General features: G+C 60.4%; 9 protein-coding genes. 4 read left to right on the top strand and 5 right to left on the bottom strand.

Annotated features, from left to right (window positions below; translation table 11 throughout):
- Positions 1 to 51 precede the first annotated feature (51 nt).
- On the top strand, positions 52 to 2,331 hold the full coding sequence (locus tag D8779_RS12725; RefSeq protein WP_136664852.1) for a fatty acid cis/trans isomerase: 2,280 nt from the start codon (positions 52 to 54) through the stop codon (positions 2,329 to 2,331).
- Positions 2,332 to 2,375: 44 nt separating this feature from the next.
- Here the strand turns inward: D8779_RS12725 and D8779_RS12720 are convergent, their stop codons facing one another.
- Entirely contained in the window at positions 2,376 to 3,941 is a 1,566-nt protein-coding gene (locus D8779_RS12720) for a methyl-accepting chemotaxis protein (RefSeq protein ID WP_136664851.1), read from the bottom strand.
- Positions 3,942 to 4,079: 138 nt separating this feature from the next.
- Positions 4,080 to 6,824 (bottom strand): aconitate hydratase AcnA, encoded by a 2,745-nt coding sequence (gene acnA / locus D8779_RS12715; RefSeq protein ID WP_136664850.1) that lies wholly within the window; start codon positions 6,822 to 6,824, stop codon positions 4,080 to 4,082.
- A gap of 266 nt (positions 6,825 to 7,090) precedes the next feature.
- Here acnA and rlmM point away from each other — a divergent pair, with 266 nt between their 5' ends.
- Positions 7,091 to 8,146 carry a 23S rRNA (cytidine(2498)-2'-O)-methyltransferase RlmM gene (gene rlmM, locus D8779_RS12710; RefSeq protein WP_136664849.1) on the top strand — a complete coding sequence of 352 codons (1,056 nt, stop codon included), beginning with the start codon at positions 7,091 to 7,093 and terminating at the stop codon, positions 8,144 to 8,146.
- 2 nt (positions 8,147 to 8,148) lie between these two features.
- On the opposite strand, the gene D8779_RS12705 is transcribed toward rlmM, so the two are convergent.
- The gene (locus tag D8779_RS12705) at positions 8,149 to 9,690 is read right to left on the bottom strand and encodes an alpha/beta hydrolase family protein (RefSeq protein WP_136664848.1); all 1,542 of its coding nucleotides are present in this window, start codon (positions 9,688 to 9,690) and stop codon (positions 8,149 to 8,151) included.
- A 190-nt stretch (positions 9,691 to 9,880) separates the two neighbouring features.
- Here D8779_RS12705 and tusA point away from each other — a divergent pair, with 190 nt between their 5' ends.
- Both tusA and D8779_RS12695 read left to right on the top strand, forming a co-directional pair.
- Positions 9,881 to 10,132: a sulfurtransferase TusA gene (tusA, locus tag D8779_RS12700; RefSeq protein ID WP_136664847.1), complete on the top strand. Its 252-nt coding sequence runs from the start codon at positions 9,881 to 9,883 to the stop codon at positions 10,130 to 10,132.
- Complete coding sequence (locus D8779_RS12695; RefSeq protein WP_136664846.1) at positions 10,132 to 10,587, top strand: gamma-glutamylcyclotransferase family protein; 456 nt, start codon at positions 10,132 to 10,134, stop codon at positions 10,585 to 10,587. Before tusA ends, D8779_RS12695 begins: the two co-directional genes overlap by 1 nt.
- Here D8779_RS12695 and D8779_RS12690 read toward each other — a convergent pair.
- Positions 10,545 to 11,627 carry a DUF3080 family protein gene (locus D8779_RS12690; protein WP_136664845.1) on the bottom strand — a complete coding sequence of 361 codons (1,083 nt, stop codon included), beginning with the start codon at positions 11,625 to 11,627 and terminating at the stop codon, positions 10,545 to 10,547. The genes D8779_RS12695 and D8779_RS12690 overlap by 43 nt on opposite strands.
- Positions 11,627 to 13,006 (bottom strand): MATE family efflux transporter, encoded by a 1,380-nt coding sequence (locus D8779_RS12685; RefSeq protein WP_136664844.1) that lies wholly within the window; start codon positions 13,004 to 13,006, stop codon positions 11,627 to 11,629. The genes D8779_RS12690 and D8779_RS12685 overlap by 1 nt, the downstream gene beginning before the upstream one ends.
- Between the last annotated feature and the right edge of the window lie 53 nt (positions 13,007 to 13,059).

The raw sequence follows: 13,059 nt of genomic DNA, 5'->3' as shown, positions 1-13,059 counted from the left end.
TTGGCCGGCGACGGCTAAAATCGGCGCTTAAGCTATTTGAAGGAAGGCTCTATGTTCTGCCGCTTATTGCTTGGCGTGTGTTTTTTGTTCATCGGTTCATTGCAAGCTGCAGAAACGCTTTCCTATAGCCGTGATATCCAACCCATTTTTACCCAGCACTGTGTGGCCTGCCATGCCTGCTACGACGCCGCCTGCCAGCTCAATCTAGGCAGCGCTGAGGGCGCGCAGCGTGGGGCGAGTAAAGCTACGGTGTACAACGGCGGGCGTACCGAAGCACAGGCCACCACGCGCCTGTTTGTTGATGCCCATGGTGCGGCGGCGTGGCAGCGCAAGGGCTTTACCTCGGTATTGGATCAGCAAGGCAGTCAAGCAGCCTTGCTGGGGCGCATGCTAGAGCTGGGGCATCAGCAGCCTTTTGCCGCCAACAGCAAATTACCCGCGCAATTGGCTATCGGTATTAGCCGGGCCAACCAATGCCCGTTGCCGCAGGAATTCGCCGAGTTTGCCCGTAAAAACCCTCAGGTCGGCATGCCGTTCGCCGTGACCGGACTGAACGAGGAGGATTATCAAACCCTGCAAACCTGGCTGAAACAGGGCGCGCCAGTCGATCAGCAAGCGTTGCAGGCCAGTGCGGCGGAAACCCAGCAGATTGCCACCTGGGAGGCCTTTATGAACGCCCCCGGTGCCCGCGAGGCGCTGGTTTCGCGCTGGTTGTATGAGCATCTGTTTCTTGCTCACCTGCATTTTACCGGCGGTGAACCGGGGCATTTCTTTCAAATGGTGCGTTCGCGCACGCCGAGCGGTAAACCGGTAGATATCATCGCCACGCGCCAGCCCAATGATGACCCGGGCACTGAGTTTTACTATCGCTTGCTGCCGGTGCAGGGCGTAATTGTGTACAAGACCCATATCACCTACGGGCTGAGTGCGGCGAAGCTGGAACGAATAAAACAGTTGTTCTTCGCCACAGACTGGCAGACCGATGAGGTGCCGGGCTATGGCTTGTTGCGCCGCGCCAATCCGTTTGAAACCTTTGCCGCGATTCCTGCGCAGGCGCGCTATCAATTTATGCTCGATGACGGCGAATACTTTGTGCGCACCTTTATTCGTGGGCCGGTGTGCCGTGGGCAGATTGCTACGGATGTGATTCGCGATAATTTCTGGGCGGTGTTCCAAGACCCGAAACACGACCTCTATGTCACTGATCCGGAATACCGCGACAAGGCGAAAGCGCTGTTGGCCATGCCCGGACAGCTCGACAGCATTGGTGACTTGGTCGGTATCTGGCGCACCTACCGCGATAAACGCAATGAGTACGAAGCGTTGCGGATGCAACGTTATGCCGAGGCGCCCGCGCCGAGCTGGTCGCATATCTGGGCCGGTAACGACAACGCGCTGCTGTCGGTGTTTCGTCAGCATGACAGCGCGTCGGTGCGTAAAGGCCTGATTGGTGAGGTGCCACAAACCCTCTGGTGGTTGGATTTCCCGCTGCTGGAGCGCTCTTACTATCAGCTGGTGGTGAACTTCGATGTGTTCGGTAACGTGTCTCACCAGGCGCAAACACGGCTGTATTTTGACTTGATCCGCAACGGTGCAGAGGTCAATTTCCTGCGCTTGATGCCGGCAGGATCGCGCCAGGGGTACTTGGATGACTGGTATCAAAGTGGCGGCAAACTGAAGATGTGGATGAGCTATCAGGGCATCGATGTAGAAACGCCAACGGCTTTGCAGTTGCCCACAGCAGATCCCAAGCGCAGTTTTGTTGAGGCCCTGCTGACGCGCTACGGCAGCCTCAATGCGCGACCTGACCCGATCAACCGCTGCAGCGGCGCGCACTGCTATCGCCCAGAGGTGGATGTTCAATTGCAGCGCGCGGAGCAATCCTTGAGCCGTCTGACGGGCAAACCCGCAGGCGGGCTTAAGGTGATCGAGCAATTACCGGAGGCCACGCTGCTGCGGGTGGAAGCGTCTGATGGCAAGCGCGAGGTGTACAGCCTGTTGCGCAACCGTGCGCACACCAATGTGGCTTTTATACTCGGCGAAGAGCGGCGCTATCAGCCGGCGCTGGATACCTTGACGATTTACCCAGGCGTGCTGAGCAGTTACCCCAACTTTATCTTCAATGTTCAGGTTGAGCAGGTTGCGGAGTTTGTTGCCGCCATGGAGCAGGCGCGTGATGCGCCGGCGTTCGCGCAACTGGTTGAGCGTTGGGGCATTCGCCGCACCCATCCCGAGTTCTGGCGTTATTTCCATGATATGTCGGCGTATATCCAGCAAACCGAGCCGCTTGAGGCTGGTGTGCTGGACATGAACCGCTACGAAAATCTCTAGGGGCGCAGCAAGCCGCGCACTGCTAGCAGTGCGCGGGTGCAGGTTTAGCGATTGAAGCGTTCTACCAGCGCGTACTGACCATTAGCAGTGGCCGTTAGCGCCTCGCTGAGTAAGGCGGTGTTGTGTGCTTCGCCGGCGGTCTGGTCGGCCAGTTGGGCGATGGTGGTGATGCTGCGGTTGACCTCATCGGCCACAGCACTCTGCTCTTCGGCGGCGGCGGCGATCTGGTTGGCCATGTCGGTGATATTGGCCACCGCATCGCTGATACCGGCCAGGGCGTCGTCCGCCTGCTGCACACGCTCAACCCCTTCATCGGCCTGTTTGCGGCCGATCTCCATGGTCATGACCGCCTCTTCGGCAGTGCGCTGCAGCTTGGCAATCAGTTGGTGGATCTGCCCGGTGGATTCGGCTGTACGCTGCGCCAATGAGCGCACCTCATCAGCCACGACAGCAAAACCACGGCCCATTTCACCTGCCCGTGCGGCTTCGATGGCGGCGTTGAGTGCCAGCAGGTTGGTCTGGTCGGCAATGCCTTTGATCACATCGACCACGCCACCAATCTCATTGCTGTCGTGGGCCAGGCGCGTCACTGTTTCACCGGTATCACCCACCGATTGCGACAGGCGTTGGATGGCCAGGCGGGTTTCACTGGCAATCGTGCGGCCGGCGCTGGTCAGGCGGTTGGCGTCTTGGGTGGCGATGGCGGTACGCGCCACATTGCTCGCCACTTCCAGGGTGGTGGCCGCCATTTCGTTGATGGCGGTGGCCACCTGGTCGGTTTCGCTGCGTTGGCGCTCAAGCCCGGCTGAGCTGTTGTGCGCCAGGGTATTGGCCTGTTTGGCTTGCTGGGTGAGTTGCTCAGCGGTGTCTTGCAGGCGGGTTAGGCAGGTTTTCAGACGCGCTTCTTGGCTGAGAATGGACATTTCCAGGCGGCCCTGAGCGCCGCGGCTGTCGGTGTACATCTGTGCAATTAGCGGGTCTGAGGTGGTTTGGTCAGCCAGGCGCAGCAAGCGTTTTAGGCCACGTTGTTGCCAGTTCAGGCCGAGCAGGCCAAGCGGTACAGACAAACCGGCGGCCAAGGCAAAGCCCCAGCTGGAGTCGAGCCAGGCGCCAAGCAGAAAGCCAATTTGGCTGATCAGAATAAACGGCAGCCAATTTTGCAGGATCGGCAACCAGTGATCGCTGCTCGGCACGGCCGCTTTACCGCTGTTGATGCGCTGGTAAAGCGCCTCGGCACGGCGTACTTGTTCGGCGCTGGGTTTGACCCGCACGGACTCGTAGCCAATCACCTGATTGTTTTCCGTCACTGGGGTGACGTAGGCGTTGACCCAGTAGTGGTCACCGCTTTTGCAGCGGTTTTTAACAATCCCCATCCATGGCCGGCCTTTCTTCAGCGTGTTCCACATATGTTGGAACACCGCCGCCGGTACATCCGGATGGCGCACCAGGTTGTGTGGCGCACGAATCAGCTCATCGCGAGTAAACCCGCTGATCTCAACAAAAGCGTCGTTGCAGTAGGTGATTTGACCTTTGGTGTCGGTGGTGGAGATCAGTCGTTGTTGTCCAGGAAAGCTGCGTTCGCGTTGGGTAATCGGCTGGTTATTGCGCATGGCTGAAGTAATCCTTTAATCGATGCCACATGATCGGCCATTGCCGTCAGAAGTTGAATAAATAATGCCGCAGGTATCAGCTGCGGCATTATGTCCGGGTTGATCGAGAGGCCCTCTAACGCAGGGGATACAGAGCGCTTACTTGGCAGCGATCAACTGGCGCAGCACATAGTGCAGGATGCCGCCGGCTTTGAAGTACTCGACCTCGTTCAGCGTATCGATGCGGCACAGCACTTCAACGCTGTCGCGGCTGTTGTCTTCGCGCAGAACCTCCAGGGTCAGGGGCATCGAGGGATGCAGCTCCACGCCGTCGAGCCCCGCGATGGTAATCGTTTCCTTGCCTGTGAGTTTCAGGCTGGTGCGGCTTTCTCCGGGTTTGAATTGCAACGGTAATACGCCCATGCCGACCAGGTTGGAACGGTGGATGCGTTCAAAGCTTTCGGCGATGACCGCCTTGATGCCCAGCAAGTTGGTGCCCTTGGCGGCCCAGTCGCGGCTGGAGCCGGTGCCGTATTCCTTACCGGCGATTACCACCAGCGGGGTGCCTGCTTCCTGATAACGCATGGCCGCCTCATAGATCGACAACTGCTCACCGCTTGGAACGTGCAGAGTGTTGCCGCCTTCCTCGCCCCCGAGCATCTCGTTGCGGATGCGGATATTGGCGAAGGTGCCGCGCATCATCACATGATGGTTGCCGCGCCGTGAGCCGTAGGAGTTGAAGTCGACTGGTTCGACGCCTTGCTCGCGCAGGTAGCGTCCCGCGGGGCTGTCGGCCTTGATGTTGCCAGCCGGGGAGATGTGGTCGGTGGTCACCGAATCGCCAAGCAGGGCGAGAATACGCGCCTGGTGCACATCGCCAATATGCGGCGGCTCATCAGCGATGCCTTCAAAGAATGGCGGATGCTGGATATAGGTCGAATCGTCCTGCCAGGTGTAGGTCGCCGCTTGCGGCACCTCGATGGCTTGCCACTCGGCATCCCCGGTGAACACCTCGGCGTATTCCTTGTGGAACATCGCCGTATCGACCTTGAGGATCGCTTCGGCGATTTCCGCCTGGCTCGGCCAAATGTCTTTGAGGTAAACCGGCTGGCCGTCTTTGCCTTCGCCCAAGGCTTCACGGGTTATGTCCATACGCACGCTGCCGGCCAGGGCGTAGGCGACTACCAAGGGCGGCGAGGCCAGCCAATTGGTTTTCACCAATGGATGCACGCGGCCCTCGAAGTTGCGGTTGCCCGACAGCACCGAGGCGACGCTCAAGTCGGATTGCTGGATGGCCTGTTCGATCGGTTCAAGCAAGGGGCCTGAGTTGCCGATGCAGGTGGTGCAGCCGTAGCCGACCAGATCGAAGCCGAGCGCATCCAAGTATTGCGTCAAACCGGCGGCGTTGAAGTATTCGGTGACCACCTTGGAGCCCGGCGCCAGTGAGCTTTTGACCCAAGGCTTGCGCTGCAGGCCTTTCTCCACGGCTTTTTTCGCCAGCAGGCCGGCGGCCATCATCACGCTAGGGTTGGAGGTGTTGGTGCACGAGGTGATCGCGGCAATCACCACCGCGCCATTTTTCAACCGGTAGGTTTGCCCGTCATGTTGATAGTCAGCTTCGCCGATCAGCGCATCGCTACCCACGGCAGTGCCGCCGCCACCTTCGCTTAACAGGCGCGCATCGGCGCCGGGTTCGGGCTTGGCCTGTAAGGCGATAAAGTCATCGAAGGCGTGTTTGACCTGGGGCAGGGTGACGCGGTCCTGCGGGCGTTTCGGCCCGGCCAGACACGCTTCTACGCTGCCCATGTCCAGCTCCAGGCTGTCAGTGAACAGCGGTTCAACCCCAGCTTCACGCCACAGGCCCTGCGCTTTGCAGTAAGCCTCGACCAGTTGAACGGTTTGCTGCGGCCGGCCAGACAGGCGCAAATAGCCGAGGGTGATCGCGTCAACCGGGAAGAAGCCGCAGGTGGCGCCGTATTCCGGGGCCATATTGGCGATGGTGGCGCGATCCGCCAGGGGCAGTTCGGCCAAGCCGTCTCCGTAAAACTCGACGAACTTGCCGACTACGCCTTTGCTGCGCAGCATTTGGGTGACCGTCAACACCAGGTCGGTGGCGGTGATGCCTTCTTTAAGCTTGCCGCTCAGTTTGAAGCCAATTACCTCGGGAATCAGCATCGACACGGGCTGGCCGAGCATTGCCGCCTCCGCCTCGATGCCGCCGACGCCCCAGCCAAGCACACCGAGGCCATTGATCATGGTGGTGTGTGAATCGGTGCCCACGAGGGTGTCGGGGAAGGCAAAGGTCTGGCCATCTTCCTCTTTGGTCCAAACGGTGCGGCCGAGGTACTCCAGATTGACCTGATGGCAAATGCCGGTGCCTGGTGGCACCACACTGAAGTTGTCGAACGCGTGTTGGCCCCAGCGCAGGAAGGCGTAGCGCTCGCCGTTGCGCTGCATTTCCATGGCAACGTTCTGCTCAAACGCAGATGCAGTGGCGAACCTGTCGACCATGACCGAGTGATCGATCACCAGGTCGACAGGGGACAGCGGATTGATTTTCTGCGGGTCGCCGCCGGCCTTGGCCATGGCGTCGCGCATGGCAGCCAGGTCTACCACGGCAGGTACGCCGGTGAAGTCCTGCATCAGTACCCGGGCCGGGCGGTATTGGATTTCGCGATCGGAGCGGCGGTGCTCTAGCCAGTCAGCCACGGCCTGCAGGTCAGTGCCGGTAACGGTTTTACCGTCCTCCCAGCGCAATAGGTTTTCCAGCAGGACTTTCAGCGACATCGGCAGTTGGTCGATATTGCCCAGCGTTTTGGCGGCTTCGGGCAGGCTGAAGTATTGGTAGCTTTTGCCATCAACTTCGAGGCTGCGGCGGCTGTTCAGGCTGTCTAAGGAAGGCATTGCGCATCTCCTGTGGCTTGCCACGGTGCAAGCCGGGTTAATTGCTGCAGAGTGTTTACCCTAGCCCTGCTCGCTCAGGCTCGCCATCTATGGGCGTTCGGCAGGTTGGCATTGAGGGTGTTTTATCGGTTGTCGCGGTGCTGTGGGTCGTCGGTGGCGTTGCACAAATAACCACGCAGGTGAAACCGCGAGCCTTCTAACTGGACAGGTCGCAGGGTTAAGGGTTCCCGACTCGGCTATGATGCGCGCCTTGAGGAGAGTCACTGATGAATACCTTGCTGTTGCACTGCCGTCCAGGTTTTGAAAATGAGGTGTGTGCGGAAATTGCCGAACACGCTGCGCGCCTGGACGTTGCCGGTTATGCCAAAGCCAAGCCGAACACCGCCTGCGCCGAATTTATCTGCACTGAAGACGATGGCGCCGAGCGTTTGATGCGGGGCGCGCGCTTCAATCAGTTGATTTTCCCGCGCCAGTGGGCGCGCGGGATGTTTATCGACCTGCCGGAGCTGGACCGCATCAGCGTGCTGCTGGCTCATTTGGCAGGTTCGCCAGTATTCGGCAGCTTATGGCTAGAGGTGCTGGACACCAACGACGGCAAGGAATTGTCGAACTTCTGCAAAAAGTTCGAGGCGCCGCTGCGCAATGCCCTGACCAAGGCCGGCAAGCTGGTTGAGGATGCGCACAAACCGCGCTTGCTGCTGACGTTTAAAAGTGGCCGTGAGGTGTTTGTCGGCATGGCTGAGGTGAATAATTCGGCGCAGTGGGCCATGGGTATTCCGCGCCTGAAGTTTCCCCGTGAGGCGCCAAGTCGTTCGACCCTCAAACTAGAGGAGGCCTGGCATACCTTTATCCCTCGTGAGCAATGGGATGAGCGTTTATCTGGCGACATGACCGGAGTCGATCTCGGCGCCGCCCCCGGCGGTTGGACCTATCAGCTGGTCAAGCGCGGCATGCTGGTCACCGCCATCGACAACGGGCCGATGGCCGAAAGCCTGATGGACACCGGGCTGGTGCAACACCTGATGGTGGACGGCTTCACCTGGAAGCCTAAGCAACCGGTGGACTGGATGGTCTGCGACATTGTCGAGAAACCCGCCCGTAGCGCCGCCTTGCTGGAAACCTGGATCGGCGAAGGCCATTGCCGTGAGGCGGTGGTCAACCTCAAGCTGCCCATGAAACAACGCTACGCCGAAGTGCGCCGGCTGTTGCAACGCCTTGAAGACGGCTTTGCCGAGCGCAAGATCAAGGTCTCAATTGCCTGCAAGCAGCTTTATCACGACCGTGAGGAAGTCACCTGCCACCTACGCCGCTTAAGCAAATAGCTTCAATGCCTGGCCAGTTGCGGCTCTAACGGCAGCAACTGCGGCCATTCAACACTTCCTTGCAGCGTGCTGCTGGAAAGCTGCCAGGAACTGTTGAACAGGTACTGGCCACTGAATCCACTAATGCGCAGGCCTAGCACGTCCCCCGGCTGCAACTGCGCACTGACGGCAGCCAGCTCAGTACTGGCTTGGCCTTTGAGCGGGGTAACCTGCTCGCTTAGCACTTCACTGCGGCCATTGGCCCGTTTGACGACTAGAGCGGCAAATAGCGTCGGCAGTTGCTCAGCGTTATCCAGGTGCACGCGCGGTACGCCGACCAAGGCGCTACTTGCCTGTACCTGTTGCAGTGGGATAAAGCGCGCCGGTTGCAGCAGCCCACTGCTAAACGGCCGGATAACGGTGGTAGGCAGTGCGATTTTTTGACTGGCTGGCAGCGCGTGCAAGGCCACCCCGCGATCCAGGTCAAGACTGACACAGAAATCGGGAATGCTCGCGGCCACGCCCTTGCGGCCGCGCAGCTTGTCTTCGTACCAGCTGATGATGCTCTGGTAGAGGTTGATTGCCCGGCCATCGCAATGCAGCACCGTTTCATTATTGAACGGCGGCAGGCCGCTCCAACGCTGCATGGGGGGTGGCAGGATATGCCCGCCCTGCATGCCAAGCAAGCGCACGTCACGCTCGCCTTGTTGCAGACAGTCGCGAATCGCCAGGCCCTGGTTGAGCGGGAACAAGGTGTCGCGCATGCCTTGAATCAGCAGCGCATCGGCTTGCGGGCGCTGGCCGCGCGCGCAGTAGCTGGTCAGGCTGTGGGCCTTGAGTTCGGCGCGCACGCTGTCGCGCATGTGCCCGTCGCCGCTTTTAAGGTAGGGCGCTTGCACGAACTTGCCCAAGTCATAACCGGTGGACAGGCCGAGACTGAGCAGTACGCCGGTCCAGCCGACTTTCATGTGGCTGTCCGGAGCCAAGGCTTCGCTAAGGTCATACCAGGTGGCGATGGGCACAATGGCGTCGATGCGCGAATCCGTCGCGGAGGCCAATAGCTGCACCGCGCCGCCATAGCTTTCGCCGAGCATGCCGACTTTTGGATCGTTCGCCCCGTCCATGCTCAGTCGCGGAAGATTGGCGACGGCCCAGTCGATCACGGCCAGGGCATCCTGCACCTCGTAATCGGGGTTCATCATTTCGATGTCACCCTCGCTGCCGCCCCAGCCGCGCTGGTCATAGCTGACCACCCAGTAACCGGCTTGCCAGGCTTTGACTGCGGCGCGGCCGGACATCATCTGCGTGCCGTAAAAGCCATTCGGTCTGGTTATACGCCAGCCACCCCAACCGTGGGTGTGCACGATTACAGGCGCTTGCTCGCCTGCCTTTAGCGCGGGCTGAAACACCGTGGCCGACAGCCGGGTGCCATCGCGTCCATAGATCACGGCGTCAAAATAGGTGGCCGGCAGATCCTGCTGCGCGCTGGGGTTGAAGTCCGGCAGTTGATCACGGGCGGCACAACCGCTGAGCAGCAGGGCGGTGAGTAACAGAGCAAGGCGCATAGACAGTTCTTATTAGAGTGGTAGGCGCTGCGCAGCCTGCCTGAAGGGGCCGCCAACGGCTGCCCATCCAAGGTTGTGTTGATTGCTACAGGCAGTGCCGTTTAGCCGAGCATTGGCTGGTGCGCGACATGCTAGATGACCTTAGGGTCAACTTTGCGCGAGAATAGCGGCCTGCAACTGGAGCCCATTGATGTCTTTGCAAACCACCGCCATTCCTGATGACACCCTCGACGCCACCGGGCTGAACTGCCCGGAGCCGGTGATGATGCTGCATAACAAGGTGCGCGACCTGCAGGCTGGCGGCCTGCTTAAGGTGATTGCCACCGACCCCTCGACCCGTCGCGACATCCCCAAGTTCTGCGTGTTTCTCGGTCATGAGCTGGTAGAGCAGGCCGAAGACGGCGCGACCTATCTGTACCTGATCCGCAAGAAGCTTGATTAATGAACTGGTACTTCGCCTACGGCTCGAATATGAACCCGGCGCGCATGCAGGCCCGTGGCCTGGCGGTGCTGGAAGCGCTGCCTGGGCATCTGCCGGGTTACAGCCTGTGCTTTAACAAACGCGCGGCAGACCGTGCGCCCGGACGGGCTTACGCCAATATTCGGCATGAGCGTGAGGGGCGAGTGGAGGGCGTTTTGTATCGTCTGCCAGACGCTGGCGAGATCGCCAAGCTGGATCACTTCGAAGGCACGCCCATCTATTACAGCCGCGAGTGCCTGCCGATTGTCACGGCCCATGGCGTGCAGCCGGCTTGGGTGTATATCGCCAACCCGGCTTTTCGCCAAGAAGGGCTATTACCCAGTGCCGATTACCTGGCGCACCTGTTGGCCGGGCGCGAGTTGTTGTCTGAGGCTTATTGGTCGGCATTGGCCGTGTTGCCGGTCCATCCCGACTGACCGGGGGCTAGGCCGCAGCTGTTCAGCAGGTCTTGCCAGCTGCGGACGTGGCGCGCGGTGGCATGCTGAAAGTCCGCCCATAACGACGCTTTGTCGTCACTCAACTGCTGCAGATATTGCCGAGTCGCTGGCGGTATCTGCGTCACGCTGTTGAGGGTGCGCAGGCTGGCGCTCCAGACCTGGCCGCGTTGATCCACCTGGGCCAAGTATGGCTGCAGACTGCCGGCGTAATACTTGACGAAGATGTTTTGCACGATGCGTGCGCGCGCAGTCGGTTTGCCCGTGGGGCAGAGGGGGCGACGTTGCTGGCGAACGTCGAGCATCTGGCTGCCTTGATTGAGGCTGTGGGTGAGGCTGGCCAAGCTGTTGATCAGCTGGCCGCCCTGGTCGCTGGCGTGCAGGGCAAAGAACAACGGATCAATCTCTGCGGTACTCGGCGGCAACGTCTTGGGCAGGGCGCTGCCGATGGCGGCCAACTGCGCCAGGGCGTTGAGGGCGGCGTGGTCAGCGTCGGCATTCACCGGCAGGCTTCGGTCGGCAAAGCGCAGGTAGCGTTCGACCTCGGGGCTGGCATTTATTGCATTCCAGAATACTGCGGGCAATTGCCCACGTTTGTCCTGCGCCAATTGCTCAAGGGTGCCAAGCAACTCTTGCTGATCCTGGCGGCGTATGTGTTCGACACAGGCATCGGTGGCCCGCAGCAAATCCCCTTCATAGGCCAGGCGGCTGCTGGGCGTCAGTTGTTTGCCCAGGCTGCTGTTGCGCAGGCTGATCTGTTGCTGCAAAACCGGGCAGCGACGCACGTCGACCAGCAGCTCAAGCAGGCTGATGCGCAGCTCGGCAATCTCGATCAGGCGTTCGCGGCGGGCAGGTAGGCGGTAACGGGTCAACTCGCTGGGATCGAAGGCCGTTGCCGGTTCAACATCCAGAGCGTTACTCAAGCGCTGCAAGTAATCAGCCTGCCGCGCCAGGCCATCATCGAGGGGCGTGCAGGCGCACAGATAAAGTGCAGTTATCAGGAGCAGCAGGCGGGCGTTCATCAGGCCATCTTAGCGACTCGAATGCGTTTGCGCGCGCTGCTGGCCAGGCGCACGGCGAGCATGCCGCCGGCGCAGGTCAGGCCCACCACCAAGCCTTGCCAGAGCCCGCTCGGGCCGCTAGGTGTGCCGAACAAATCAGTAAGCCCCAGTGCGTAACCCACTGGTAGACCGATACCCCAATAGGCGAACAGGGTCAGAATCATGGTCACGCGGGTGTCCTGATAGCCGCGCAAGGCACCGGCGGCGGTGACTTGAATGGCATCGGAGAATTGGAATAGTGCGGTATACACCAACAACGTTGTTGCCACCGCGATTACGGCCGTATCTGGGGTGTAGATCTGCGCAATTTCTTCACGCAGCAACAGCATCAAACTGGCCGAAAAGCAGGCATAACCCAGCGCGGCGGCCATGCTGACACCGGCGGCAAAGCGTGCTTCACGCGGTTCGCCGCGACCTAATGCCTGGCCCACGCGCACGGTGGCGGCCATGCCCAGGGAGTAGGGGATCATAAACACCATGGAGCTGAAGTTCAGGGCGATCTGGTGGCCCGCTACCACGGTGGCACCGAGGCCGCCGATCAACAGGGCAATCACGGCGAAGATGCTCGACTCGGCAAACACTGAAATGCCAATCGGCAGGCCGACCGAAAGTAGGCGTTTGAGTACCGGCCACTGCGGCCACTCGAAGTGACTGAAGATGGCGCTCGCCTTATAGAAGGGCGCCCACTTCACCCACCAGAGCATGCTCAGGAACATAAACGTCATCACCAGCCCGGTGGCCCAACCGCAGCCCACGCCGCCCATGGCTGGGAGGCCGAGCTTGCCGTAGATGAAGATGTAGTTGAGTGGGATATTCAGCGCCAGGCCGAGTAAGCCCATCACCATGCTTGGGCGAGTATGGCCTAGGCCATCGCTGTAGCAACGCAGCACGTGGTACAGCGCGACCGCTGGAAAGCCACAGGCTACGGCGCGCAAGTAGCCCATGGCGGGACCAATCAGGGCTGGATCGACACTCATCAATTCCAGAACGATTTCGGCGTTCCACAGTATTACCGCCGCCCCCACCCCGACTGCCAGCGCCAGCCACAGTGCCTGGCGCACCAGTGGGCCGATCTCTTCGTGTGTGCCTGCGCCGAAGCGTTGGGCAACCTTGGGTGTGGTGGCCAGCAGGATGCCGGTCATCAGCAAAAATACCGGCACCCAGATCGAGTTGCCCAGCGCCACGGCGGCCAGATCCTGCGGGCTGACTCGGCCGGCCATCACGGTGTCGACGAAGCCCATGGCGGTGTTGGCCAGCTGGGCGATGATGATCGGTGTTGCCAGCTTCAGCAGGCCGCACAGTTCAGTGCGGGAGCGTTGCAGGCGGGTTTGGGCAAGCATGACGATCATCCAGCAGGGAGTCAGGAAACCGCGCAGTCTACGCCTTGACGGGG

The organism is Pseudomonas leptonychotis (genome assembly GCF_004920405.1).
Classification (GTDB): domain Bacteria; phylum Pseudomonadota; class Gammaproteobacteria; order Pseudomonadales; family Pseudomonadaceae; genus Aquipseudomonas; species Aquipseudomonas leptonychotis.
This window is presented reverse-complemented; position numbering and strand designations above follow the sequence as displayed.